Origin of the sequence: Hydrogenophaga pseudoflava (assembly GCF_004353865.1) — a bacterium.
Classification (GTDB): Bacteria; Pseudomonadota; Gammaproteobacteria; order Burkholderiales; family Burkholderiaceae_C; genus Hydrogenophaga; species Hydrogenophaga pseudoflava.
On sequence record NZ_CP037867.1, the window covers coordinates 3,585,780 to 3,610,792 of the forward strand.

The following is a 25,013-nucleotide window of genomic DNA, read 5'->3' on the forward strand; positions in this document are numbered from 1 at the left end:
CCAGCCGGTTCGGCCGGACACGGACGCATGGTCTGCGGACCAGATTAAGCGAGTCTTATGGGAGACGTAACAGTGCCCTCACTCCCTAGAATGCAGCTCTTTGGACTCCAGGGAATCCCCATGCAACTAGCGACGTGGAACGTCAACTCCCTCAACGTGCGCCTGCCCCAGGTGCTGGCCTGGCTGGCCACCAACCCGGTCGATGTGCTGGCCCTGCAGGAACTCAAGCTCACCGACGACAAGTTCCCGGTGCAGGCCTTCACCGACGCCGGCTACCACGCGCAGTGGTTCGGCCAGAAGACCTACAACGGTGTGGCGCTGCTGAGCAAGACGCCCGCGGAGAACGTCATCAGGAACATCCCGGGTTTCGACGACGAACAGTCGCGCGTGCTCTGCGCCACCATCGACGGCGTGCGCGTGATCGGCGCCTACTTCCCGAATGGCCAGGAGCCGGGCAGCGACAAGTTCGCCTACAAGATGCGCTGGCTCGACGCGATGCGCGAGTGGGTCCGGGCTGAGCTGCAACAGCATCCGCAACTGGTGCTCATGGGCGACTACAACATCACCTTCGACGACGCCGATGTCTGGGACCCGGTGGGCCTGCGCGAGACCATCCACTGCACGACCGAAGAGCGCAACCAGCTCCAAAGCCTGATCGGCCTGGGCCTGCACGATGCGCACCGGCTGTTCGAGCACCCGCCCAAGACCTTCAGCTGGTGGGACTACCGCATGCTGGGTTTCCAGAAGAACCGCGGCCTGCGCATCGACCACATCCTGATCAGCGATGCGCTGAAAGCCCGCACCACCGCCTGCGAGATCGACCGCGCACCCCGCAAGAACCCCCAGCCCAGCGACCACGCACCGGTGGTGCTGACGATCGGCGCCTGAGCCCCTCCAGGAGCACCGCGGAACCGGCTTCGCCGGGCCGCAGGCGCTGTCCCCCTCTCAGGGGGAAGGCGCGTCAGCGCCGCAGGGGGTCATTCCAGATTGAGTTCCTGGATCTTGCGGGTGATCGTGTTGCGGCCGATGCCCAGCTTGTGGGCGGCCTCGATGCGGCGCCCGCGCGTGTTCGCGAGCGCGGTCAGGATCAGGCCGGTCTCGAAGCGGCGCGTGAGCACGTCCCACACATCGGTGCGCCCGGCTTCCAGCAGCGAGCGGGCTTCGGCCTGAAGACCCAGCTCCCAGGCCGACACAGGGGCTGACGTGGCGGGCGCACCCACTGAGGCCACTGCGGGCGCCTCGTGAACCACAGGAGACCACTCCGCGGGAGCGGCCGTCGGTGCCGGCGCGGCAAACACCGGCGCCACCGGCTCGGCGGGCACCGACAACTCGGGCGGCACCGCATCGCCGACCGCAGACAGCACCTCCGGCGGCAGGTCCTTCACCTCGATCATCTGTGCCGGCGCCATCACCGTCAGCCAGTGGCAGACGTTTTCCAGCTGGCGCACGTTGCCCGGGAAATCAAAACCGCTGAGCAGGCGCAGGGCTGCATCCGAAATGCGCTTGGGCTCCACGCCCAGCTGCTTGGCGCTTTGCTGCAGGAAGAAGCGCGTGAGCATGGGCACGTCCTCTCGGCGCTCGCGCAGCGCGGGCAGGCGCAGCCGGATCACGTTGAGGCGGTGGAACAGGTCCTCCCGGAACACGCCTTCCTTGACGCGCTGCTCCAGGTTCTGGTGGGTCGCCGCGATCACGCGCACATTGGCCTTGACGGCGCTGTGCCCACCGACGCGGTAGAAGTGCCCGTCGGACAGCACGCGCAGCAGGCGCGTCTGCAGGTCGAACGGCATGTCTCCGATTTCGTCCAGGAACAGCGTGCCGCCCTCGGCCTGCTCGAAGCGGCCGCGCCGCATGGTCTGCGCGCCGGTGAAGGCGCCGCGCTCGTGACCGAACAGCTCGGACTCCAGCAGGTCCTTCGGAATGGCGGCGGTGTTGATCGCCACGAACGGACCGCCACCGCGCGGCGAGTGCTTGTGCAGCGCGCGCGCCACCAGCTCCTTGCCCGAGCCCGACTCACCTGTGATCAGCACCGTCACGTTGCTCTGCGACAGCCGCCCGATGGCGCGGAACACGTCCTGCATGGCGGGCGCCTGGCCCAGCATCTCGGGCGCGGCCGTCAGCGACTCCTGCGCCACTTCCTCGCGCTGGCTCTCCTCCACCGCGCGGTGGATCAGCTCCAGCGCCTTGGGCAGGTCGAAGGGCTTGGGCAGGTATTCGAACGCACCGCCCTGGAAGGCCGACACCGCGCTGTCCAGATCGGAGAACGCGGTCATGATGATGACGGGCAGGCCCGGCAGCTTCTCCTTGACCTTCTCCAGCAGGTCCAGGCCCGAGCCGCCCGGCATGCGGATATCGCTCACGAGGATCTGCGGCCCTTCGCTCTCGGGCGTCTCGTTCAGTGCCTTGAGGACTTCCTGCGGATTGGTGAAGCTGCGGGTGGGCAGGTTCTCCCTCAACAGCGCCTTCTCCAGAACGAAGCGGATCGATTGGTCGTCATCCACTATCCAGATCGGCTTCATGTGTGCGTCTTCCCTTCCTCAGGCGAGGCGTTTCGGTTTCATGGCAACGGAATCAGCAATTTGAAATCCGTGTGGCCTGGCGCGCTCTCACACTCGATCAGTCCGTGGTGCTGCTGCACGAAGGTTTGGGCCAGGGTCAGCCCCAGCCCGGAACCTCCCTCACGACCCGACACCAGCGGGAAGAAGATGCGGTCCTTGATCGCATCGGGCACGCCAGGCCCGTTGTCGATCACATGCAATTCCAGTGCCAGGCGGTAGCGCTGCTTGCCGAAGGTCACCTGCCGGCCCACGCGCGTGCGCAGGGTGATCTGCGCATCGCCCGCCGCGATGCGCTCGGCCAGCGCCTGCGCCGCGTTGTGCGCGATGTTGAGCACCGCCTGGATCAGCTGCTCCTTGTCGCCGCGGAACTCGGGGATGGAGGTGTCGTAGTCGCGAACCACCTTCAGACCCCGGGGGAACTCGGCCACGATCAGCGAGCGCACGCGTTCACACACCTCGTGGATGTTCACATCGCCCACCACGTGAGGCCGGCGATGTGGCGCCAGCAGGCGATCCACCAGCGACTGCAGGCGGTCGGCCTCGTGGATGATGACCTGCGTGTACTCGGTCAGTTGTTTGTTGTCGAGCTCCAGCTCCAGCAGCTGGGCCGCACCGCGAATCCCGCCCAACGGGTTCTTGATCTCGTGGGCCAGGTTGCGGATCAGCTCCTTGTTGGCCTGTGCCTGGTCGATCAGCCGCTCTTCCCGTTCCTGCCGGGCCTGCTGCTCCAGCGGGAGCAGCTCGACAATGACTTCGCCCGCCGTGTCGGTCTGCGCCACCACCACGTGGACCGGCAGCGGTTCATGGGCGAGGCGCCGCAGCCAGGCGTCGTACCGCAGGGCAGCGAACTCGTTGACTGCGGCGCCGCTGAGCGCGTTCTGGAGCAGCTGCGGTTCGGTGAAGCAGTCCTGCAGCCGCGTCCCCGTGATGCTGCGACGGGACATGCCCAGGGCATCCTCCAGCGCCGCGTTGGCAAAAAGTACCTGCCCGTCAAGCGAGACCACCGCCACCAGCGTGGCCAGCAGATCCAGCGAATGGAACTTGCCGTGCGCCGAAGCCGCGCGCTGCGCAGCCTTTCCCGGCAGCATGGCCGCATCGACACGGGACAGGGGGAGAGAAAGGTCTGGCTTTTTCAAGCCGGCTATTTTGCGGCAGGTTCGGACGGCCCGCTCGCACCCGGCACCGCAGGAGCGGGTCCCGCGGGGCCCGACGCCGCTGGCGGCGCCATCGGCGCACCGCCCATGCGGGCCAGTTCGCGCCGCAGACCACTCACATCTGCCTCGGCCCGGCCCACCGACGCCTTGAGTTCGGCCACACGGTCGAGATAGCGCTGGTAGTTGCGCGACTCGATGCCTTCTTTCTCGGGCTGCCCATTGGCGTAGGCCTTCTGCGCCTGGGCCAGCCGCTCTTCTGCCTTTCTCAACTCCATCTCGAGGATCTGGCGGGCATCGCTGTCGCGTGCACGCTGCTCAGCAGAGTCGTTGCGAGGTGCGCTGCGGGGCGCTGTCGACGAACTGGCAGACCGCGGAGCCGCCTGCGGCGCCGGGCCTTGAATGACGGTGATGTTGCCGCCCTCCATCAGCTTGCAGCCCTGGGCCTTCGCCACCGTGGCGTTGTTGGTGTATTCATTGCCACAGCGATAGATGCGCTCTTGCGCCAAAGACGGCAGGCACCACGCCACGGCAACGGAAAGGATCAGGACGCGATGGGTTCTTGCGGCAACGTTCAGCTTCGACAACACGTGGGCTCCAGGCGCTGTGGGCGCATTGAGAATCAATTTTCAGTATGACCCAAAAACAGGTCGCATGGTATCCGCCATGACAGGGCGCCCGCGCGCCCGTCCGAACGGCCCAAAAAAAAAGGACGGCCGAGCCGTCCTTTTCATCTGCGAAGCGAGGCCCGGGTGATCCCGGGCCCGCCATCACAGGCTGTAGTACATGTCGAACTCCACCGGCGACACTTCGATACGGCTGCGGTTGACTTCGCCCATCTTCAGTTCGATGTAGGCGTCCAGCATGGAGTCGGTGAACACGCCACCCTTGGTCAGGAACGCGCGGTCCTTGTCCAGGTAGTCCAGCGCCATGTCCAGGCTGTGGCACACGGTCGGGACCAGCTTGTCCTCTTCCGGCGGCAGGTGGTAAAGGTCCTTGGTCGCTGCCTCGCCCGGGTGGATCTTGTTTTCCACGCCATCCAGACCGGCCATCAGCAGCGCCGAGAAGCCCAGGTAGGGGTTCATCAGGGGATCGGGGAAGCGGGCTTCCACGCGGCGGCCCTTCGGGTTGGCGACGTACGGGATGCGGATGGAGGCCGAACGGTTCTTGGCCGAGTAGGCCAGCTTCACCGGGGCTTCGAAGTGCGGCACCAGCCGCTTGTACGAGTTCGTACCGGGGTTGGTGATGGCGTTCAGGGCGCGGGCGTGCTTGATGATGCCGCCGATGTAATACAGCGCGAACTCGCTCAGGCCGGCGTAACCGTCGCCAGCGAACAGGTTCTTGCCGTCCTTCCAGACCGACTGGTGCACGTGCATGCCGGAACCGTTGTCACCGGCGTAGGGCTTGGGCATGAAGGTGGCCGTCTTGCCGTAGGCATTGGCCACGTTGTGCACAACATACTTCTGCAGGACTGTCCAGTCGGCGCGCTGCACCAGCGTGCTGAACTTGGTGCCGATCTCGTTCTGGCCCGCGCCCGCCACTTCGTGGTGGAACACCTCGACCGGGATGCCCAGCGATTCGAGGATCAGTGCCATCTCGGCGCGCATGTCCTGCGTGCTGTCGACCGGGGGCACGGGGAAGTAACCGCCCTTGACCGTCGGACGGTGGCCACGGTTGCCGCCTTCGAGCTTGGCACCCTTGTTCCAGGGGGCTTCGTACTCTTCGATTTCGTAGAAGGTGTGGCCCGGGGCCGTGCTCCAGCGCACGCCGTCGAACAGGAAAAATTCGGGTTCCGGTCCGAAGAAGGCGGTGTCGCCCAGGCCCGAGGACTTGAGGTAAGCCTCGGCGCGCTTGGCGATGGAGCGGGGATCGCGGTCGTAGGCCTTGCCGTCGGCAGGCTCGATGACGTCGCAGGTGAGGATCAGCGTCGTCTCTTCGTAAAACGGGTCGATGTTGGCCGTGTTCGGATCGGGGATCAGTTGCATGTCGGAAGCTTCGATGCCCTTCCAGCCTGCGATGGACGAGCCATCGAATGCATGGCCGGAAACGAACTTGTCTTCATCGAAGTGAGACACGGGCACGGTGGTGTGCTGCTGCGCACCACGGGTGTCGGTGAAGCGGAAATCAACGAACTTGACTTCGTTGTCCTTCACCATTTGCATCACGTCTGCGACGGTCTTGGCCATCAAATACTCCTGTTGCTGTGTGAGTGGAAAACTGAATTTGACAAGGGCATGAAGCAGTTTCTGTGCCAAAGTTGTGCCGTCGGGTTCAATCAACGATGCGCCAGGCCCCAAGGCGGCGCAGATTATGGCGCAGCGCCCTGCGCCGGCGGGCTGCAAAGCCTGGATGCCCGGCGTGACCGCTGTAAACCCGGCATGCAGCGCATTGTTCTGGTGCATTCCAGCAGAATGCACAATATTGGTGCAAGCAACTATCGCACCAATTCGGGTCCCAACTCCGCACCAAACCGCTCAAGCCCGTCAAGCAGCGACGCAAACGCCGGGGCCACGGCGTCTGGGGCACCCTTGACGCCCAGTTCGATGTGCCGCCCGTAGTCCGGGTGGTCCACGCTGGGAAGGCTGAACACCTTCACCGGGTGCTCGCGCTCAATGGTTTCCATGAGAGGGGTCAAGGTAGCCTCCATGGCCCCCATGACCACCACCGAGCGCTCCTGCCACGCGTCTTGCCGGTGCAGATGGCGGTACGCCCCATCCAGCAGCGCTTCGATCATCGGCCAGGCCATCACGGGAAACCCCGGGACAAAATGCACGGAACCACCACCAGGCCCATCGCAGCTGAACCCGGGAATCTTGTTGTACGGGTTGGGAATGATCCGCGCGCCGACCGGGAACACCCCCATGTTCAGCCGTTGCATGTTGTCGGGCCTCTCGGGGTCGTGAACCTCACCCTTCTCGGCGGCCACGTCCCTCATACGCTGCTCAATGAGGTCGCGGGCCTCGGGGTGGAGCGCCAGGTCCACCTGCAGTGCCGCAGCCGCGCACTGGCGCGTGTGGTCGTCGGGCGTGGCCCCGATGCCACCACAGCTGAACACGACATCACCGCTGGCGAACGCCTCCCGCAGTGCGTCGGTGATGCGCTCGCGGTCATCACCGATGAACCGAGCCCACGCCAGCGAAAGGCCTCTTCCCGCCAGCAGTTCGACCACCTTCGGCAAGTGCTTGTCGGCGCGTTTGCCCGACAGGATCTCATCGCCAATGATGATCAGACCAAACGCCGGTGGGTTCTCTTTGCTGGTGTTCATGGAGGTCAGGCGCCAGGCGGCGGAAGAACGGTGGTGGGCTGCAGGGTCTCCAGCGGCATGGCTGGTTGGCCTCCTGGCTCAGGATCCAGGACCTCCACCACCTGCGCCGCGCGCATCCGCTGCAGCGCCGCCAGCGTGAAATGTGCGAACCACAGAGACGCAAACGCAAATACCAGGGTGTAGATCCAGATGGCCACCGGCACCAGCAAGGGCGCCAGCGCCACGAACATGGCACCCGATGCCCAGAGCAGGCTGGGTGCCGCGCCCAGATACCCGCTGAGGATGCCCATGACCAGAAGGCTGCCACGGTGTTCACGCAGGATGGTCTTGCGCTCGGCACTGCTGGCATGCTGCGCCAGTGCGTCATAGGCAAACACGCGGTAGGTCAGCCAGCCCCAGATCAGCGGCGGAAGGATGAGCACCAGCGGAGGAACCAGCCACAGGGGCATGGAAAGAACCAGTACCACCAGGGCCACGAACGTGGACCCCAGCGACCACAACAGACCGAGAACGAAAGAGCCACCACGCCTGCGTTCGAGCAAAGGAAAGCGCCTTTGCGCAACCAGTTCAACCATGGACGGAGTCATGAACACGGCGACCAGCAGCAGGCACAGCAACACGATCACCGGCGTCGCCAGAACCAGGACCACCAGCGGTGCAAACACCGTCCGCATGGAGCCTAGGCCGACGCGATCCAGCCAGCCCAGAAAGCCCTGAACCAGTTCATAGGTCTGCAGCCACTGCGTGACGGCATCGACAGACGTGTCCCAGAAGAAATAGCCCAGCCCAAAAGACAGTGCGACCATCAGCACCAGGGGCAGGAACGACAAACCGATCACCCGCGGGTGCATGCAGTACACCACCGCCCGCCAGAACGCATCAAACAGCTGAGTCATGCAACGAGAATACCGGTTTTCCCGCCAGCCAGGCGGCACGCGAAGCGGAGACACGATGGACAGCGTCATCATCCACGGCACCCGCCTGGAAGTTCGACACATCCCAGGCCCGACCGGCCGCTCGCCGTTGGTGTTCCTGCACGAGGGGCTGGGCAGCGTGTCCATGTGGACCCAACGAGGCCGCGACTGGACGATGGAACTGTGCAACGCCACCGGACGGGCCGGCTGGGTGTACTCCCGGAGAGGCTATGGGTGCTCGGACCCCGTGCCCGACGTGCGCGGGGCGCCCCATGCCGGAGAGTTCTGGCACACCGGACGGCACGAACCCGACTACATGCACCGAGAGGCCCTGGATGTGCTGCCGGCCTTGCTGGAGGCACTGGGCATCGACGCGCCCGTGCTTGTGGGCCACTCCGACGGCGCCACCATCGCGCTGCTGCACGCCAGCCGGCATCCGGTGACAGCCTGTGTGGTCATGGCACCCCATGTGTTTGTGGAGGATGTCTCGATCCGGTCCATCGAGCAGGCCAGGTCCGCCTACATGCAACCCGGGGAACAGGGCCTGCGGTCACGCCTGGCGCGCCATCACAGGGATGTCGACAACGCCTTCTGGCAATGGAACGACATCTGGCTAGATCCCACATTCCTGAGCTTCGACATTCGCCACGAATGCCAAAACATCCAAGCGCCTGTGCTGGCTATTCAAGGAGCCAGCGACGAGTACGGCACCCTCCAGCAGGTACGGGACATACAACCCAAGAACGCTGCAGCCCGCACCCTGGTGCTGGAAGCTTGCGGGCACAGCCCGCATCGGGACCAACCCGACGCGGTGCTCGCTGCCATTGGGGAGTTTCTGTCCGAACTCCCGTGAATCCCCCGTTTGTGGGATGGCAACACACCTCCAGCGCCGGCAAAATGCCCGGTTGGCCGCTCGGAAACCGGCATGAAACGCGCGCTCACGACCGTGGGCTTTGGTCGGCGAGTGGCTCCAATCCCCCAAGGAAATCACGCAAACGACGTGTCAAATTGCGACAAAACTGCCCGTTTGCGCGATCATCCAACTACATTTGGTCACACTCCGTCACTGAAACTTGCATGATCGCCTGGAACAACCCTTGGCTGCTTTCCGTGCTGGTACCCGCTCTGCTGGTGACCGGCGCTTGGATGTATCGCCTCTGGGAGAGTCGCAAAGCCCGGGCCCAGCGCAGGATTCCCAAGCGGTGGCCACTGGATACCCGGGTGATCGCGAACTCAGAAGAGCTGCAGGTGTGGCACTGGCTGTCCCGGGCCTTCTACGATCACCACGTGATGATCAAGCTGCCGGTCACCCGCTTCACCCTGCCCCGGGAGAAGCAGCAAGGAATGGACTGGTACCGGCTGCTTGGGGGCGTCTACTGCACGTTCACCATCTGCAAGTCCGACGGGCGGGTGGTCGGCTGTCTGGACGTGCCTGGACGGGCGGGCATCCCGAGGAGCACGCGCCAGCTCAAACACTCCCTTCTCACGCAATGCGGACTCCCCTACTGGGTGGTTCGTTCGTCCAGCCTGCCCACGGTTTCCGAAGTCCGCAGCGAGTTTCTCGGCGAGACCCCCACCGCGCAGAGCATGCGTGAGCACGAGCAGGAAGAACGGGCCATCATCGCTGCACAGGCCAATCTGCGCTCTGCACTGAACCGCCAGCGCAGCACCCGTCACAGTGACTTCAGTCCCCTGTCGACCTGGCCCGGCAGCACCACAGGTGATTCACGCGTCAGTGATCTGGGCTCCCAATGGCAGGACAATTCGTTCCTGATGCCGCTCGACAGCCGCAAAGGCGACCTGCTCTGACCGGGTCGCCCCGTCAAGGGGCTCATTGTTTGCGGCTCAGGTCAGCCACTTCGTCGGCCGTCAGCCACCGCCAATGTCCGACTGGCAGCTCATCGGTCAGTTCAATGCTCCCGATCCGGGACCTGTGAAGCCCCTCCACCCTGTTCCCGACAGCGGCCACCATGCGCTTGACCTGGTGGTACTTGCCCTCCGTCAGCGTCAACTCCAGGTGGTTCGGCCCCAGAGCCCGGCACGCCGCTGCACGCACTGGCTTCGGATCGTCATCCAGCACGACGCCATCCATCAGGCGGACTGTCTGACGCTCATCGAGCGGATGTTTCACCTGCACCTGGTACACCTTGGGCACATGGTGCTTGGGCGACGTCATCCGGTGAATGAATTTGCCATCGTCGGACAGCAGCAGCAGGCCCGTGGTGTCCTGATCCAGCCGACCCACCGCCTGCACCCCGGCGGCGGCACCACCTCCCCGCTGGCGCAGCGGGGCCGGTAGCAGCGTGTACACACCTGGATGAGCCCCAGGCTTCTGGGAGCACTCGAAGCCAGCCGGTTTGTGCAGCATCAGGTAGGCGTACTCCTGGTAAGTCCAGCGCACACCCTGCACCCAGAACACCAGGCCGTCCTCATCCAGCATGATTCCAGGGTCCGTGCAGGGGTTCCGCGCCTCGCCCAGATCGACGAAACCCTGCTGGACCAGTCCGCAGCAGACGCGACGGGTTCCGAAGCCCTGACTGAAAAGGATGTCCTGCAACGCGAGCATGACAAAACAACAATGAAAAACCCCAGCCGGTGACGGCTGGGGTTGGATGAATGGTGGAGCTGGGGGGATTTGAACCCCCGTCCGCAAGCCTTCTTCGAGCAGTTCTACATGTGTAGCCGTCTGTTTTGGATCTCACCCCCTGAGCCGCGCAGCGGCACGCTGCCCAGGACGCCAGCAACCTTGGATCTCACCGCGCGACAAGTTGCCCGTCGCGCGACCAGCCTATGTAAATAACTTTGCAGCCTGGACCCTCACAGCTTGCGCTGATCAGACCCTTGCCCAGCCCATAGGCCTGCTGTTGCAAAGCTCACCGGCAATTAAGCGGCGAGTGCGAAACGTTCGTCGTTTGCAGTTAGTTTTTTTCTGCTGTTTTACGAGGTGACAGAACCTCGACATGCCCTGCTGCGTGTCCGAACCCACGTCGAAACCAGTGCAGCCCCTTGGAATCGGTAGTTTAAGGCAGTCCCAGCCATTTCAAGAGCCCAAGGGGCACCTCAATGATTTCGTCCGCGCCCCAGGTCGACACGTCGGCCTCTGGCCCCAGGTAGCCGTACATCGCAGCCACCGTGCGCATTCCCGCGGCGCGACCGGCCTGGATGTCGCGAATGTCGTCGCCCACGTAGAGGCAATCCGCGGGCGAAACCCCGATGCGGCGGGCTGCTTCCAGCAGTGGCTCGGGATGGGGCTTGGTGTGTGGCGTGGTGTCGCCGCTGATGACGGCGGCAGCCCTGGCAAACAGCGGCATGGACTGGGTCAGCGGCCGGGTGAAGCGCTCGCCCTTGTTGGTCACCACGCCCCAGAAGAGGCCCTGCTCCATCAGCCTGCCCACCAGCCTCTCGACACCGTCGAACAGACATGTCTGCAGCAGCAACCGGCTCTGGTAGTGATCGAAAAATTCCTGCTTGAGGTCTTCAAAGCCGTGATCGCCAGGTCCGGTATCGAAAGCCACCCGCAACATGCCGCGCGCACCAGAGCCCGAATGCGCGCGGTAACGATCCAGGGGAATTGGCGTCAGTTGGCGGCTGATGCGCATGGCGTTGGCAGCACCCGCCAGATCGGGAGCACTGTCGATCAGGGTGCCGTCCAGATCGAACAGCACCGCGCGAACGCCAGCAAAAGACGTCATGGCTTGCGGCTGGACACCAGGTAGTTCACGCTGGTGTCGCTGCTGAGCCAGTAGCGCTGGGTCAAGGGGTTGTATTCCATGCCCCGGGTTTGCTCAAGAGACAAACCCGCTGCGCGGCAATGCGCTGCCAGCTCGCTCGGACGGATCATCTTGGCGTATTCGTGCGTGCCCTTGGGGAGCATGCGCAACAGATACTCGGCGCCGACAATTGCAAACAGGAACGATTTGGGGTTGCGGTTGATGGTCGAAAAAAAGACCCAGCCGCCAGGCTTCACGAGCGCGGAACACGCGCGGACAACCGAAGAGGGGTCCGGGACATGCTCGAGCATCTCCATGCAGGTCACCACATCGAAGCCGGCGGGCTGCTCCTGCGCCAGCGCCTCGGCACTGATCTCGCGATACGACACGTTCTGTGTTCCGGCTTCCAGCGCATGCAACTGCGCGACCTTCAACGCCTTGGTTGAGAGATCAATGCCCGTGACGTCCGCGCCCTTGCGCGCCATGGAGTCGGACAGGATGCCGCCGCCGCATCCGATGTCCAGAACGCGCTTGCCCGCCAGCGACACCTGGCCATCAATCCAGCCCAGTCGCAAAGGGTTGATCTGATGCAGAGGCTTGAACTCGCTGTCAGGGTCCCACCAGCGATGAGCCAAATCAGAGAATTTGGCCAGTTCGGCCGGGTCGGCATTGACGTTGTTCATGTTTTCATTGTCCCATGTGCTCAGGGCGCCAGCCCCAGTTCGGAGGCGAAGTGCCTGCGCTCCCTCTGGACATCGGCGTGTGTGATGCAGAGCTTCTCCGTCGACAGACCGAGGCGTTGAACCTGTTGCCGGTAGTCGGCATTCTGATATGGGTCGGCCACCACATAGCCGGCCCGGCTTTCACACCGGCCATGGACCGTGCAATCCTGCCAAGTGGCGCCAAACAAGATACGGCCGTCGCGAGTGAATCCGGGAAAAGCACTCGCCAGCACCTGCGTGCGCTCGTCATCAATGCGAAACACCTGGTCCTGCAGCGGGGCGCGCCGGTCCACGAAGTACACGCTGGCGTTGTCGGTGTAGGCCAGCATCGCGGAGGTGCGGCCGGGGAATGCGAACACGGCCTTCCCCGGCGAAGCCTTGAGGTCCATCCGAGGCTCACAACCATGATCCGCACCCGGAATCACGGTCGACAGCCCATACACACGCATCGATGGTTGACCCACCCGTGGGTTGATGGGTATGGCTGAAAACTCGCGCCCATCCACAGAAATCATGGGCAAGGTGTACACCCCACCGTCGACGGCCCGCCGAGAGCCACAGATGAACTGGGGGCCGGTGTCGGACACGACCTCTGCCGCCCGGCCATCGTCGAGGATCGCGATGGTCCTGACCTGCAACGGCCCCGTGCCCTGACCGGACCGGTCGCCTTGCGGCCAACTCATGGACCTGATCCAGACGAGGGACGGATCTGGCGCATCGCGAGCATCCAGTTCGGATGCAGCCGCGTAGAAGCCCCGCATACCCCCCTGGAAGAGCGGTTTGGCACCCGCCTCAGACCGCAGCACGTCGCGCAGACGGAAATGGCGTCCATCCACATCCACCAAGTATCGCCAGCTGCCCTGCACCGGAAAGGCCTCGTTGCTCAAGGGTGTCCGGTAGGCTCGGATACGATCGTCCGGCTCGGAGGGCAGTTCCATCAACGACACCTCTCCGAGGCGTTTGCCTGAGTACGAGCGCAACACAAACCGCCCGTCAGGGCTGATGCGTTCATAGGTGCCCAAGGAGGGTACGCCGTTCGCGTCAGTCCCCACGACCGCGGCGTCCAGGGGCAGGTAGCTGACCGCGGGAATGCAGGAAGACCCGGTGACGTCTGCGGACCAAGCCAGGCCAATGCAGCAGGCCAGAGTCCACGGAACCATTCGTCGCAAGACCGCCGGAGTCATGGTCTGCGCCCCTCCCTGGGTTGCTGCAGCGACCACAACCGCCAGCGCAAGGAATCCACCCAGGCTTGATTCGGCATCACACCCCAGATCGGCCAGGCATGCATCCCACCTCGGTCCAGCACCCTGCTGTATGGAAAGTGATTCGGATGCCCCAACGATCCGGCACACGCGTCGGGCACCCGGACCACATCGGCCATCTCGCGGACCGACCACCCGGCCCTTTGTGCCGCCAGGACACCCTCATCATTCGTCAGATCTGGCGTCCACCAGGCGACAGTATCAAAACCCTCTGCCTCCGCAGCAGCCCTCATTCGGGGCCACTCGGTCATGCTGTAAACCATCCTGGGCGACAACACAGCCACCACGACCGGGCGCTGAATGCCCGAGGGCACAACGACGTCGAGGCATTCTGGCGAGAGGACAAGTGCCTCACCCGCATGCAACGGTGCCGTCAGGATGCTGGCGAAGCCCAGGACACAGCATCGGGCGCCCAGCAAAAAGCCCCAGGCATTTGCACGCCTGGGGCTTTTTGAAAGAAACGAGACCGGCAAGTCTTACTTGTTGGTGCGGGTGCCCACCACCTCGACTTCCACGCGGCGGTTCTTGGCACGACCTTCCTTGGTGCCGTTGTCTGCCACCGGCTGGCCTTCGCCCTTGCCTTCGGTGTAGACGCGGTTGCTTTCGATGCCCTTGCTCACCAGATAGGCCTTGACGGCTTCGGCACGACGCACGGACAGCTTCTGGTTGTATCCGTCGGTACCGGTGGCATCGGTGTGGCCAACAGCGATCACCACTTCCAGGTTGATGCCCTTGACCTTGTCGGCCAGATCGTCCAGCTTGGCCTTGCCTTCCGGCTTCAGAACAGCCTTGTCGAAATCGAAGAAGGCGTCGGCGGCGTAGGTCACCTTGGTGGCAGCAGGGGCCGGTGCGGGAGCGGGGGCCGGTGCGGGCGCCGGAGCCGGGGCAGCAGCAGGTGCGGGTGCCGGAGCAGGCGCGGGGGCGGGCGCCGGCACGATCGCGCCGTCACAGCCCTTGGCTGCAGTGGCGGGCGTCCAGTTGGCATCGCGCCAGCACAGGGTGCCATCACCATTCTTCCACTGGAGGTTGCCATGGCCGCTGCGCCAGTTGTCGTTCGTCGCAGTACCGCTCGAGGGAGCAGCGAAAGCAGCCGATGCCATGGCGGCGGTTGCGAACAGCATTGCCACTGAGTTCAGTTTTTTCATGGTTTTCCTCTTGGAGTAAGCCGCAGACGGCTGATTTCTGATTGAACGCGCTCGAGGTGACCACCACCTGTAACGCTCAAATCATTGTGCCACAAGCCTCTGGAATACCAAGGTCGGCGCGGGGACAAGGTCGCCCGCAACGCCCGTCGGTACGTTGCCCACACACAACATGGCACCGTCCGGACCTGAGCCCGACCCGTCAACTAAAATTGTTGGCTTTCCCTCTCCGTCACGGACCCCTTCAAAGCTCATGACCCAGTTCGCCAAAGAAACCCTGCCGATCAGCCTTGAAGAGGAAATGCGCCGCAGCTATCTCGACTACGCGATGAGCGTGATCGTGGGGCGCGCCTTGCCGGATGCCCGGGACGGCCTCAAGCCTGTGCATCGCCGCGTTCTGTATGCCATGCATGAGCTCAACAACGACTGGAACCGCCCATACAAGAAGTCGGCCCGCATCGTTGGCGACGTCATCGGTAAATACCACCCGCACGGTGACAGCGCGGTGTACGACACCATCGTTCGCATGGCACAGGACTTCTCTCTGCGCCACATGCTGGTGGACGGTCAGGGCAACTTCGGCTCGGTAGATGGCGACAACGCCGCGGCCATGCGCTATACCGAAATCCGCATGTCCAAGATCGCGCACGAGATGCTCGCGGACATCGACAAGGAAACGGTGGATTTCGGTCCGAACTACGACGGCTCCGAAAAAGAGCCCCTGGTGCTGCCGACCCGCCTGCCCAACCTGCTGGTCAACGGCTCGGGCGGTATCGCGGTCGGCATGGCCACCAACATCCCGCCGCACAACCTCAATGAGGTGGTGGACGCCTGCCTGCATTCGCTGAAAAACCCGGACTGCTCCATCGACGAGCTGATGGAGATCATCCCGGCACCGGACTTCCCCACCGGCGGCATCATCTACGGCATCAACGGCGTCAAGGACGGCTACCGCACCGGCCGAGGCCGCGTGGTGATGCGCGCCAAGGTGCATTTTGAGGACATCGACAAGGGCCAGCGCCAGGCGATCATCGTTGACGAGATCCCGTACCAGGTCAACAAGAAGACGCTGCAGGAGCGTATCGCCGAACTGGTGCACGAGAAAAAGCTCGAAGGCATCAGCCATATCCAGGACGAGTCGGACAAGTCTGGCATGCGTCTGGTGATCGAGCTCAAGCGCGGCGAAGTGCCCGAGGTCGTGCTGAACAACCTGTACAAGCAGACGCAGCTGCAGGACACCTTCGGCATCAACATGGTGGCGCTGATCGACGGTCAGCCCAAGCTGTGCAATCTCAAGGATCTGATCACCGTCTTCCTGGAGCACCGCCGCGAGGTCGTCACCCGCCGCACCGTCTTCAACCTGCGCAAGGCGCGCGACCGCGGCCACGTGCTTGAAGGCCTGGCTGTTGCTCTTGCCAACATCGACGAATTCATCAAGATCATCCGCGAGAGCCCCACGCCACCGGTGGCCAAGGCCGAGCTGATGACCCGCTCGTGGGACAGCCAGCTGGTGCGCGAGATGCTCACCCGCGCCAAGGCCGACGGCGGCACCGTCAACGCCGACGACTACCGCCCCGAGGGCCTGGAACGCGAGTTCGGCATGCAGGGTGATGGCCTGTACCGTCTGAGCGAAACGCAGGCCCAGGAAATCCTGCAGATGCGCCTGCAGCGCCTGACCGGGCTGGAGCAGGACAAGATCGTCGCCGAGTACAAGGATGTGATGGCCGAGATCGACGATCTGCTGGACATCCTGGCCAAACCCGAACGCGTCTCGACCATCATCAGCGAAGAGCTGGTGGCGGTGAAGAACGAGTTCGGCCAGACCAAGCTGGGCGCCCGCCGCAGCGAGATCGAGCACAGCGCCCAGGACCTCTCGACAGAAGACCTGATCACGCCCACCGACATGGTGGTCACGCTCTCGCACAGTGGGTACATCAAGAGCCAGCCGCTGTCCGAGTACCGCGCGCAGAAGCGCGGCGGCCGGGGCAAACAGGCGACCGCCACCAAGGAAGACGACTGGATCGACCAGCTCTTCATCGCCAACACGCACGACTACATCCTGTGCTTCTCGAACCGTGGTCGCCTGTACTGGCTCAAGGTCTGGGAAGTGCCCGCCGGCTCGCGCGGCTCGCGCGGCCGACCGATCGTCAACATGTTCCCGCTGCAGGAAGGCGAGAAGATCAACGTGGTGCTGCCGCTGACCGGCGAGTTCCGCAGCTTCCCCGAGGACCACTACGTGTTCATGGCCACCAGCATGGGCACGGTCAAGAAGACGGCGCTGACCGAGTTCAGCAACCCGCGCAAGGCCGGCATCATCGCTGTCGACCTGGACGAAGGCGACTTCCTGATTGGTGCGGCGCTGACCGACGGTCAGCATGATGTGATGCTGTTCAGCGACGGTGGCAAGGCCGTGCGGTTCGACGAAAACGATGTGCGCCCGATGGGTCGCAATGCGCGCGGCGTGCGCGGCATGATGATCGAAGACGGCCAGAGTGTGATCGCCATGCTGGTGGCCGAGGACGAACAGCAGAGTGTGCTGACCGCCACGGTCAACGGGTACGGCAAACGCACGCCGATCGGCGAATACACCCGCCACGGCCGCGGCACCAAGGGCATGATCGCCATCCAGCAAAGTGAGCGCAACGGCAAGGTCGTGGCCGCCACGCTGGTGCACAGCGATGACGAGATCATGCTGATCACCGACAAGGGCGTGCTGGTGCGCACCCGGGTGAGCGAGATCCGCGAGATGGGCCGCGCCACCCAGGGTGTGACGCTGATCGCGCTGGACGAAGGGGCCGAGCTGTCGGGTCTGCAGCGCATCGTGGAAAACGATGCCAACGCACCCGAAGCAGCAGAAGGAAACGACGACGTGGCGGGTGACGCCGAATGACCCAGCGCCCCTACAACTTCTCGGCCGGCCCGGCCGCGATTCCAGAAGAAGTGTTGCAACAAGCCGCTGCCGAGATGCTGAACTGGAATGGTTCCGGCATGGGCGTGATGGAGATGAGCCACCGCGGCAAGGAGTTCATGTCCATCGCGGCGCAGGCCGAGGCCGACCTGCGCGAACTGCTCGCCGTTCCAGCCCACTTCCGCATCCTGTTCATGCAGGGCGGGGGACTGGCGGAAAACGCGATCGTGCCGATGAACCTGTCTCGCGGAGGCACCGTTGACTTCGTCGTGACCGGCGGCTGGAGCCAGAAGTCGGCCAAGGAGGCCCGCAAGTACGCCACCGCGAACGTTGTCGCAAGCAATGAAGCCGACGGTCATACCACCCTGCCCGCCCCGGCTGGCTGGAAGATCAGCCCCGGTGCACAGTATGTGCACATCTGCAGCAACGAGACCATCCACGGTGTGGAGTTTCACGAGCTGCCCGATCTCAAGGCCCTGGGCAGCAATGCTCCGTTGGTGATCGACTTTTCGTCGCACGTTGCGTCCCGTCCGGTGGACTGGGCGCGCGTGGGCCTGGCCTTCGGTGGAGCTCAGAAGAACCTCGGTCCGGCGGGTGTGACGCTGGTGGTGGTGCGCGAGGACCTGCTGGGCCAGGCTCTGTCGATCTGCCCGAGCGCATTCGACTACCGTGTCGTGGCCGACAACGCGTCCATGTACAACACCCCGCCCACCTACAGCATCTACATGGCCGGGCTCGTGTTCCAGTGGCTCAAGCGCCAGAAGGAAGGTGATTTCACCGGTATCGCCGCCATGGAGGCGCGCAACTTGGGCAAAGCCAACCTGCTCTACAACTTCATTGACCATTCCCAGTTCTACGTGAACAAGGTGGCCAGAGACTGCCGTTCTCGCATGAACGTGCCCTTCTTCCTGCGCGACGAGAGCCGCAACGATGCCTTCCTCGCGGGGGCGAAAGAGCGCGGCCTGCTGCAACTCAAAGGCCACAAGTCGGTGGGAGGCATGCGTGCCAGCATCTACAACGCAATGCCACTGGCGGGCGTGCAGGCACTGGTGGACTACATGCGCGATTTTGAGAAGACCTGCGCATGAGCCAGCAACCCGTTCAGTCCGAGGCGCTCGCTGGTCTGCGCGTGCAGATCGACAGCATCGACCAGCAACTGCTGTCCCTGCTGAACCAGCGCGCCCGTGTCGCCGAACAGGTGGGCGAGATCAAACGGGCCGAAGGCTCGCCCTTCTTCCGCCCTGACCGTGTGGCCCAAGTGATCGACAAGATCCAGAACGCCAACCAGGGTCCGCTGCTGAACCAGCACGTGGCGTCCATCTGGCGCGAGATCATGTCGGCCTGTCTGGCGCTGGAAGCCCCGCAGCGCGTAGCCGTGCTCGGCCCCGAAGGCACGTTCACCGAACAGGCCGCGATCGAGTTCTTCGGCAGCGCCGCCAACCTGATCTACTGCAGCAGTTTCGACGAGGTGTTCCACGCGACCGCCGCAGGCACGGCCCAGTTCGGTGTGGTCGGCGTCGAGAACTCCACGGAAGGTGTGGTGGCGCGCTCGCTGGACCTGTTCCTGCGCTCACCCGTGCACGTGGTGGGCGAAGTCAGCCTGCTGGTGCGCCACAACCTGCTGCGCCAGGTGAACAACCTGGACGCGGTCGAGGTGGTGCTGGCCCACCCACAGGCGCTGGCCCAGTGCCAGGGCTGGCTCACACAGCACCTGCCCAGGGCAGAACGGCGCGCCGTTTCAAGCAACGCAGAAGGCGCGCGGCTCGCTGCCACCAACCCGGCCTGGGCGGCCATCGCTAGCGAGCGCGCTGCGGCGCAGTTCGGCCTGCACATCGTCTCGCACGCCATCCAGGACGAGGCCTACAACCGCACACGCTTCTTGGTGATCTGTCTGCCGCAGACCCTGGCCACGCCACCCGCCTCCGGGCGCGACTGCACCAGCCTCGTGGTGTCGGTGCCGAACCGCCCGGGTGCGGTGCACGACCTGCTGGTGCCGCTGAAGAACAACGGTGTCTCCATGACGCGGTTCGAGTCCCGCCCGGCCAAGTCCGGCCAGTGGGAGTACTACTTCTACATCGACCTCGCGGGTCACCCCTCGCAGCCCAACGTGGCAGCAGCCCTGAAGGAGCTGCAGGGCCTGTGTGCGTTCTACAAGGTGCTGGGTGCCTACCCGGTCAGCGAATGACATGAACGCCCCTCCTCTCAAATTTGAACAACTGGGCCTGATCGGCTGCGGCCTGATGGGTGGATCGTTTGCGCTGGCCATGAAGAAGGCCGGGCTGGTCAAGCGTGTCGTCGGGTACAGCAAGTCGCCATCCACCACCGAACGCGCCCGCCAGATGGGTGTCATCGACATTGAGGCGCCTTCCGCCCTGCTCGCCGTCTCGGGCGCCGATCTGGTGCTGGTCGCCGTTCCGGTGTCAGCAACCGAAGCCACCTTCAAGGCAATCCGCCACCTGCTGACCAAGGACACGCTGGTGATGGATGTGGGTTCGACCAAACGGGAAGTCATCGACGCGGCACGGCGCGTGCTCAAGGATCAGGTGGGTGTGTTCGTGCCGGCGCACCCGATCGCAGGCAAGGAGCTGGCGGGCGTCGAGAACGCCGACGCGGACTTGTACCAGGGCCGCCAGGTCATCCTCACCCCCATCGAACGCACCCAGACAGTTCAACTGGAGAAGGCGGCCCAGCTCTGGGCGGCTCTGGGCTGTCATGTGCAGCGCATGTCGCCCGAGGCACACGATGCCGCCTACGCTGCGGTCAGCCACCTGCCGCACATGATTGCGTTTGCACTCATGAACGCCATCGCGGGTCATGAGCACGGCAAACAGTTCCTCGCCCTGGCCGGCCCCGGTTTCCGCGACTTCACGCGGATCGCCGCCAGCGACCCCAGCGTCTGGCGCGACATCCTGCTGTCCAACCGCGAGGAATTGATCGCACAGTCCCGACAGTTTCAGCGCGCTCTGCACGCGTTCGAGTCCGCCATCGCTGCAGGCAATCCAGACGCGCTCGAAGCACTGATCGACAAAGCCAGCCAGACCCGCTCGCGGTGGCGCATGAGCGCCCACAAGCCCCAGAGCTGACCTCCTCCAGCGCATGTACGCCATTGCCCATCTCGACATCCCGCCTCTGGCCAGCGCGGGCGGCACCGTCCGCCTGCCCGGATCCAAGAGCATCTCCAACCGTGTGCTGCTGCTCTCGGCCCTGAGCGCCGGCCACACCGACATTGCCGACCTGCTCGATTCGGACGACACGCGCGTCATGCTGGCCGCCTTGGACCAATTGGGTTGCCGCATTGAACAGCGCCCCGACAACCTGCTGCGCGTGCACGGTCTGGGCGGTCAGCTGCCGGTGAAAGGGGCCGCACTGTTCCTGGGCAATGCCGGCACCGCCATGCGGCCACTTACCGCGGCGCTTGCGCTGCTGGCCGCCGAGCAGGGCGGGTGTTTCGAGCTGAGCGGCATCCCGCGCATGCACGAGCGGCCCATCGGCGACCTCGTCGACGCGCTGCGCCAGCTGGGTTGCCCGGTGGACTGCCTCGGTCAGGAGGGTTACCCGCCGCTGCGCCTGGGCAATGGCACACCTTCTGTGCTTCGTCTGGACCAGCCCATCCGGGTGCGGGGCGACGTTTCCAGCCAGTTCCTCACGGCGCTGCTGCTGGCCCTGCCGCTGGTGGCGCGAGAGCGCCCGGTGGTAATCGACGTAGTCGGCGAACTGATTTCCAAGCCCTACATAGAGATCACGCTCAACCTCCTGGAGCGGTTTGGTGTGCACGTGCAGCGCGACGAATGGTCCCGATTCACGATCCCCGCCGGCAGCCGCTATGTGTCGCCCGGGCTGGTCCACGTCGAAGGAGACGCCTCGTCGGCGAGCTATTTCATCGCGCTGGGTGCGCTGGCGCCTGCCCGTGAGGGCACAGATGGCGTGACCATCGAGGGCGTGGGGCTGTCGTCGATACAGGGCGACATCCGGTTCGTCGAGGCGGCCCGGATGATGGGCGCCGAGGTGACGGGCGAAGCCAACCGCCTGCACATCCGGCGCGGCCAGTGGCCCCTCAAGGCCATCGACCTGGACTGCAACCACATCCCCGACGCCGCCATGACGCTCGCGGTGATGGCGCTCTACGCCGAAGGCACCACCACGCTGCGCAACATCGCGAGCTGGCGCGTCAAGGAGACCGACCGGATCGCGGCAATGGCCATCGAATGCCGCAAGCTGGGAGCGACAGTCGAGGAAGGTGCAGACTTCATCCGCGTCACGCCGCCCGCCCGCTGGACGGGTGCGAGCATCCACACCTACGACGACCACCGCGTCGCCATGTGCTTTTCGCTGGCCGCCTTCAATCCGGATGGTGTCACCGTGCGCATCGAAGACCCGAAGTGCGTGGCCAAGACCTTCCCGGACTACTTCGAAACCCTGTTCGAGCTGTGTGCCACACCGGCGGCGCACATCCCTGTGATCTGCATTGATGGCCCTACCGCCTCAGGCAAGGGCACGCTGGCCTCCGAGGTTGCCAAACGACTGGGTTTTCACCTGCTGGACTCCGGCGCGCTCTATCGCGCCACGGCCCTGGCCGCACAGGACGCCGGACTGGACCTGGACGATGAAACGGCCCTCGCCCGCCTGGCAGCCCATCTGCCCCTGGCCTTCCGCGATCACCGGGTCTACCTTGCCGGCCGGGACATCACCGATCCGTTGCGGCTGGAATCCACCGGGGGCATGGCCTCCCGGGTGTCCCAGCACCCGGCGGTGAGGGCGGCGCTGCATGGCCTGCAGCAAAGCTTCCGGCGCCTGCCGGGGCTGGTGGCCGATGGGCGCGACATGGGCACGGTGATCTTCCCGGACGCAGGCCTGAAGGTGTTCCTCACCGCCAGCGCCGAACAACGGGCCCAGAGACGCCATAAACAATTGATTTCCAAGGGAATTTCTGCTAGCATCGACGACCTTTTGGCAGACCTCAAGGCGCGCGACCACCGGGACATGTCCCGTGCACACGCACCCTTGAAGCCCGCGGAAGACGCCCAGTTGCTGGACAACTCGGACCTGAGCATCGAAGCCTCGGTGCAACTGGTTCTTGACTGGTGGCAAGGCACAACGGCGGTTCCAGGCAACTGAACCGCCTTTTTCGATGGCCCAGAAGGCCCCGCCGGGTGTTCACAGCCCGCAGGCCCCATGGTTCTTTCACTTAACCCGCGGTGTCACGCACCGCAACGTCAACGCCGCCCACACGTCGATTCCTCGCGCACCCTCCTTCGGTGCTGCTGCTGTCCGACGCCAGGTGGTCATAGGAAATTCAATGTCTGAATCTTTTGCCGCCCTCTTCGAAGAGTCCCTGAAGCGCGCAGAAATGCGCTCGGGTGAGGTCATCACCGCCGAAGTCGTGCGCATCGAGCACAACCACGTGGTGGTCAACGCCGGTCTGAAGTCGGAAGCCTACGTGCCTCTGAACGAATTCAAGAACGACCAGGGCGAACTCGAAGTCCAGGTCGGTGATTTCGTGTCCGTGGCGATCGACTCCGTCGAAAACGGCTTCGGCGACACCCTGCTGTCGCGCGACAAGGCCAAGCGTCTGGCCTCCTGGATGGCCCTGGAAAAGGCCCTGGAGTCCGGCGAGTTCGTCACCGGCACGACCTCGAGCAAGGTCAAGGGCGGCCTCAAGGTCATGGTCAACGGCATCAGCGCCTTCCTGCCGGGCTCGCTGGTCGACAGCCGTCCCACCAAGGACCTGACCCCCTACGAGAACAAGACCCTGGAATTCAAGGTCATCAAGCTCGACCGCAAGCGCAACAACGTGGTGCTGAGCCGCCGCGCTGTGGTGGAAGCCTCCATGGGCGAAGAGCGCGCCAAGCTGATGGAAACCCTCAAGGAAGGTGCCATCGTCAACGGCGTGGTCAAGAACATCACCGAATACGGTGCGTTCGTGGACCTGGGTGGCATCGACGGCCTGCTGCACATCACCGACATGGCATGGCGCCGTGTCCGTCACCCGAGCGAAGTGGTGACGGCTGGCCAGGAAATCACCGCCAAGATCCTGAAGTTCGACACCGAGAAGCACCGCGTCTCGCTGGGTCTGAAGCAGATGGGCGACGACCCCTGGATGGGCGTGGCCCGCCGCTACCCGCAAGGTACCCGCATGTTCGGCAAGATCACCAACATCGCCGATTACGGCGCGTTCGTGGAGCTTGAGCCCGGCATCGAAGGCCTGGTGCACGTCTCCGAAATGGACTGGACCAACAAGAACGTGGCCCCGTCCAAGCTGGTGTCGCTGGGTGATGAGGTCGAAGTCATGGTGCTGGACATCGACGAAGACAAGCGTCGCATCTCCCTGGGCATGAAGCAGTGCCGCGCCAACCCCTGGCACGAGTTCGCCGAGCAGACCAAGCGCGGCGACCGCGTCAAGGGCCCGATCAAGTCGATCACCGACTTCGGCGTGTTCGTGGGTCTGGCCGCCGGTATCGACGGTCTGGTGCACCTGTCCGACCTGTCCTGGAACGAGCCGGGCGAAGCCGCCGTGCGCAACTTCAAGAAGGGCCAGGAAGTCGAAGCCATCGTGCTGGCCATCGACGTCGAGCGCGAGCGCATCTCCCTGGGCATCAAGCAGCTCGACGGCGACCCGTTCACCACCTTCGTGTCGGTCAACGACAAGGGCTCCGTGGTGACCGGCAAGGTCAAGACTGTGGACGCCAAGGGCGCCGAGATCGACCTGGGCGAAGACGTCATCGGCTACCTGCGCGCCTCGGAAATCTCCCGCGACCGCGTGGAAGATGCCCGCAACGTGCTCAAGGAAGGCGACGAAGTCACGGCCGTGGTGGTGAACGTGGATCGCAAGACCCGCAACATCCAGCTGTCGATCAAGGCCAAGGACATGGCCGACCAGAACGAAGCCATGGCCAGCCTGAACCAGAACACCGGCAACGCCGGTACGACCAACCTGGGCGCCCTGCTCAAGGCCAAGCTGGACAGCAACAACTGAGATCCAGCCTGAGGCTTCTGCCGGTGCTTCACGCACCGGCAGGGCCCGGCGCTGTTCCGGACACACCAACGCCCGAGTTCAGTCATGACCCGCAGCGACCTTGTCGAAGCACTGGCCAGCCGGTTCGGCCAGCTCACCCACCGCGATGCAGAGTTCGCTGTCAAGGCGATCCTGGACGCGATGGGCGATGCCCTGGTGAAAGGCCACCGGATCGAGATCCGCGGGTTCGGCAGCTTCTCTGTCAACCGCCGCTCGCCCCGCATCGGACGCAATCCGCGCTCGGGCGAGAGCGTGATGATCCCCGAGAAGCGGGTGCCCCACTTCAAGCCTGGCAAAGCCCTGCGCGAGCAGGTGGATGCCAAGACGGCGGAGATCCTGGGTCGAGAGCCGAAAAATACGGCCTGATCGCTA

General features: G+C 64.3%; 21 protein-coding genes and 1 other RNA gene. 10 read left to right on the plus strand and 12 right to left on the minus strand.

All coding sequences use genetic code 11. The features are described 5' to 3' along the window. Positions 1-120: 120 nt before the first annotated feature. Positions 121-888, plus strand: coding sequence for an exodeoxyribonuclease III (gene xth, locus HPF_RS17240; protein ID WP_133157322.1), 768 nt, complete (start codon positions 121-123; stop codon positions 886-888). An 89-nt stretch (positions 889-977) separates the two neighbouring features. On the opposite strand, the gene ntrC is transcribed toward xth, so the two are convergent. The 6 genes from ntrC to HPF_RS17270 form a co-directional block, all read right to left on the minus strand. After that, the gene (gene ntrC / locus HPF_RS17245; RefSeq protein ID WP_066155880.1) at positions 978-2,516 is read right to left on the minus strand and encodes a nitrogen regulation protein NR(I); all 1,539 of its coding nucleotides are present in this window, start codon (positions 2,514-2,516) and stop codon (positions 978-980) included. Positions 2,517-2,554: 38 nt separating this feature from the next. After that, positions 2,555-3,643, minus strand: coding sequence for a nitrogen regulation protein NR(II) (gene glnL, locus HPF_RS17250; protein ID WP_066155876.1), 1,089 nt, complete (start codon positions 3,641-3,643; stop codon positions 2,555-2,557). Positions 3,644-3,696: 53 nt separating this feature from the next. After that, positions 3,697-4,284 carry a hypothetical protein gene (locus tag HPF_RS17255; RefSeq protein WP_373270134.1) on the minus strand — a complete coding sequence of 196 codons (588 nt, stop codon included), beginning with the start codon at positions 4,282-4,284 and terminating at the stop codon, positions 3,697-3,699. Between the two features lie 192 nt (positions 4,285-4,476). Next, entirely contained in the window at positions 4,477-5,892 is a 1,416-nt protein-coding gene (gene glnA, locus HPF_RS17260; RefSeq protein WP_066155873.1) for a type I glutamate--ammonia ligase, read from the minus strand. A 248-nt stretch (positions 5,893-6,140) separates the two neighbouring features. Continuing rightward, positions 6,141-6,971: a competence/damage-inducible protein A gene (locus tag HPF_RS17265; protein ID WP_133157323.1), complete on the minus strand. Its 831-nt coding sequence runs from the start codon at positions 6,969-6,971 to the stop codon at positions 6,141-6,143. Between the two features lie 5 nt (positions 6,972-6,976). Then, positions 6,977-7,867 carry an EI24 domain-containing protein gene (locus tag HPF_RS17270; protein WP_133157324.1) on the minus strand — a complete coding sequence of 297 codons (891 nt, stop codon included), beginning with the start codon at positions 7,865-7,867 and terminating at the stop codon, positions 6,977-6,979. Between the two features lie 55 nt (positions 7,868-7,922). On the opposite strand from HPF_RS17270, the gene HPF_RS17275 reads away from it, so the two are divergent. Beyond that, positions 7,923-8,738 (plus strand): alpha/beta fold hydrolase, encoded by an 816-nt coding sequence (locus HPF_RS17275; protein WP_133157325.1) that lies wholly within the window; start codon positions 7,923-7,925, stop codon positions 8,736-8,738. A gap of 224 nt (positions 8,739-8,962) precedes the next feature. Next, positions 8,963-9,694, plus strand: a complete 732-nt coding sequence (locus tag HPF_RS17280) for a DUF2726 domain-containing protein (protein ID WP_066155863.1) — start codon at positions 8,963-8,965, stop codon at positions 9,692-9,694. Between the two features lie 22 nt (positions 9,695-9,716). Here HPF_RS17280 and HPF_RS17285 read toward each other — a convergent pair whose 3' ends face one another. The 6 genes from HPF_RS17285 to ompA all read right to left on the minus strand — a co-directional run bounded on the left by HPF_RS17285 (position 9,717) and on the right by ompA (position 14,724). After that, positions 9,717-10,451, minus strand: a complete 735-nt coding sequence (locus tag HPF_RS17285; RefSeq protein WP_066155861.1) for a 16S rRNA pseudouridine(516) synthase — start codon at positions 10,449-10,451, stop codon at positions 9,717-9,719. A gap of 51 nt (positions 10,452-10,502) precedes the next feature. Next, positions 10,503-10,891, minus strand: a transfer-messenger RNA (tmRNA) gene (ssrA, locus tag HPF_RS17290). A gap of 14 nt (positions 10,892-10,905) precedes the next feature. Further along, complete coding sequence (gph, locus tag HPF_RS17295) at positions 10,906-11,577, minus strand: phosphoglycolate phosphatase (protein ID WP_079365239.1); 672 nt, start codon at positions 11,575-11,577, stop codon at positions 10,906-10,908. Continuing rightward, on the minus strand, positions 11,574-12,278 hold the full coding sequence (ubiG, locus tag HPF_RS17300) for a bifunctional 2-polyprenyl-6-hydroxyphenol methylase/3-demethylubiquinol 3-O-methyltransferase UbiG (RefSeq protein WP_066155803.1): 705 nt from the start codon (positions 12,276-12,278) through the stop codon (positions 11,574-11,576). The genes gph and ubiG overlap by 4 nt, the downstream gene beginning before the upstream one ends. Before the next feature lie 20 nt (positions 12,279-12,298). Continuing rightward, a complete protein-coding gene (locus HPF_RS17305) occupies positions 12,299-13,255 on the minus strand; it encodes a hypothetical protein (RefSeq protein ID WP_133157326.1) in 957 nt (318 codons plus the stop codon). An 800-nt stretch (positions 13,256-14,055) separates the two neighbouring features. Then, positions 14,056-14,724, minus strand: coding sequence for an outer membrane protein OmpA (ompA, locus tag HPF_RS17310; protein WP_066155797.1), 669 nt, complete (start codon positions 14,722-14,724; stop codon positions 14,056-14,058). 250 nt (positions 14,725-14,974) lie between these two features. Between ompA and gyrA the strand changes: the two genes are divergently transcribed. The 7 genes from gyrA (at position 14,975) to HPF_RS17345 (ending at position 25,007) form a co-directional block, all read left to right on the plus strand. Then, entirely contained in the window at positions 14,975-17,611 is a 2,637-nt protein-coding gene (gyrA, locus tag HPF_RS17315) for a DNA gyrase subunit A (protein WP_079365242.1), read from the plus strand. Beyond that, positions 17,608-18,717: a 3-phosphoserine/phosphohydroxythreonine transaminase gene (serC, locus tag HPF_RS17320; protein WP_066155791.1), complete on the plus strand. Its 1,110-nt coding sequence runs from the start codon at positions 17,608-17,610 to the stop codon at positions 18,715-18,717. Before gyrA ends, serC begins: the two co-directional genes overlap by 4 nt. Then, entirely contained in the window at positions 18,714-19,814 is a 1,101-nt protein-coding gene (gene pheA / locus HPF_RS17325; protein WP_066155788.1) for a prephenate dehydratase, read from the plus strand. The genes serC and pheA overlap by 4 nt, the downstream gene beginning before the upstream one ends. 1 nt (position 19,815) lies before the next feature. Further along, a complete protein-coding gene (locus tag HPF_RS17330) occupies positions 19,816-20,712 on the plus strand; it encodes a prephenate dehydrogenase (RefSeq protein ID WP_066155785.1) in 897 nt (298 codons plus the stop codon). Between the two features lie 13 nt (positions 20,713-20,725). Further along, positions 20,726-22,744, plus strand: a complete 2,019-nt coding sequence (locus HPF_RS17335; RefSeq protein WP_133157327.1) for a bifunctional 3-phosphoshikimate 1-carboxyvinyltransferase/cytidylate kinase — start codon at positions 20,726-20,728, stop codon at positions 22,742-22,744. Between the two features lie 181 nt (positions 22,745-22,925). After that, positions 22,926-24,602 carry a 30S ribosomal protein S1 gene (rpsA, locus tag HPF_RS17340; protein WP_066155779.1) on the plus strand — a complete coding sequence of 559 codons (1,677 nt, stop codon included), beginning with the start codon at positions 22,926-22,928 and terminating at the stop codon, positions 24,600-24,602. A 51-nt stretch (positions 24,603-24,653) separates the two neighbouring features. Beyond that, positions 24,654-25,007: an integration host factor subunit beta gene (locus HPF_RS17345; protein ID WP_341785663.1), complete on the plus strand. Its 354-nt coding sequence runs from the start codon at positions 24,654-24,656 to the stop codon at positions 25,005-25,007. Positions 25,008-25,013: the final 6 nt, after the last annotated feature.

What these genes read in the sequence shown, in the direction of transcription:
- xth (WP_133157322.1), top strand. Translation starts at nt 121, where the DNA reads ATGCAACTAGCGACGTGGAACGTCAACTCCCTCAACGTGCGCCTGCCC.
- ntrC (WP_066155880.1), bottom strand. Translation starts at nt 2,516, where the DNA reads ATGAAGCCGATCTGGATAGTGGATGACGACCAATCGATCCGCTTCGTT.
- glnL (WP_066155876.1), bottom strand. Translation starts at nt 3,643, where the DNA reads ATGCTGCCGGGAAAGGCTGCGCAGCGCGCGGCTTCGGCGCACGGCAAG.
- glnA (WP_066155873.1), bottom strand. Translation starts at nt 5,892, where the DNA reads ATGGCCAAGACCGTCGCAGACGTGATGCAAATGGTGAAGGACAACGAA.
- HPF_RS17265 (WP_133157323.1), bottom strand. Translation starts at nt 6,971, where the DNA reads ATGAACACCAGCAAAGAGAACCCACCGGCGTTTGGTCTGATCATCATT.
- HPF_RS17270 (WP_133157324.1), bottom strand. Translation starts at nt 7,867, where the DNA reads ATGACTCAGCTGTTTGATGCGTTCTGGCGGGCGGTGGTGTACTGCATG.
- HPF_RS17275 (WP_133157325.1), top strand. Translation starts at nt 7,923, where the DNA reads ATGGACAGCGTCATCATCCACGGCACCCGCCTGGAAGTTCGACACATC.
- HPF_RS17280 (WP_066155863.1), top strand. Translation starts at nt 8,963, where the DNA reads ATGATCGCCTGGAACAACCCTTGGCTGCTTTCCGTGCTGGTACCCGCT.
- HPF_RS17285 (WP_066155861.1), bottom strand. Translation starts at nt 10,451, where the DNA reads ATGCTCGCGTTGCAGGACATCCTTTTCAGTCAGGGCTTCGGAACCCGT.
- gph (WP_079365239.1), bottom strand. Translation starts at nt 11,577, where the DNA reads ATGACGTCTTTTGCTGGCGTTCGCGCGGTGCTGTTCGATCTGGACGGC.
- ubiG (WP_066155803.1), bottom strand. Translation starts at nt 12,278, where the DNA reads ATGAACAACGTCAATGCCGACCCGGCCGAACTGGCCAAATTCTCTGAT.
- HPF_RS17305 (WP_133157326.1), bottom strand. Translation starts at nt 13,255, where the DNA reads ATGGAACTGCCCTCCGAGCCGGACGATCGTATCCGAGCCTACCGGACA.
- ompA (WP_066155797.1), bottom strand. Translation starts at nt 14,724, where the DNA reads ATGAAAAAACTGAACTCAGTGGCAATGCTGTTCGCAACCGCCGCCATG.
- gyrA (WP_079365242.1), top strand. Translation starts at nt 14,975, where the DNA reads ATGACCCAGTTCGCCAAAGAAACCCTGCCGATCAGCCTTGAAGAGGAA.
- serC (WP_066155791.1), top strand. Translation starts at nt 17,608, where the DNA reads ATGACCCAGCGCCCCTACAACTTCTCGGCCGGCCCGGCCGCGATTCCA.
- pheA (WP_066155788.1), top strand. Translation starts at nt 18,714, where the DNA reads ATGAGCCAGCAACCCGTTCAGTCCGAGGCGCTCGCTGGTCTGCGCGTG.
- HPF_RS17330 (WP_066155785.1), top strand. Translation starts at nt 19,816, where the DNA reads ATGAACGCCCCTCCTCTCAAATTTGAACAACTGGGCCTGATCGGCTGC.
- HPF_RS17335 (WP_133157327.1), top strand. Translation starts at nt 20,726, where the DNA reads ATGTACGCCATTGCCCATCTCGACATCCCGCCTCTGGCCAGCGCGGGC.
- rpsA (WP_066155779.1), top strand. Translation starts at nt 22,926, where the DNA reads ATGTCTGAATCTTTTGCCGCCCTCTTCGAAGAGTCCCTGAAGCGCGCA.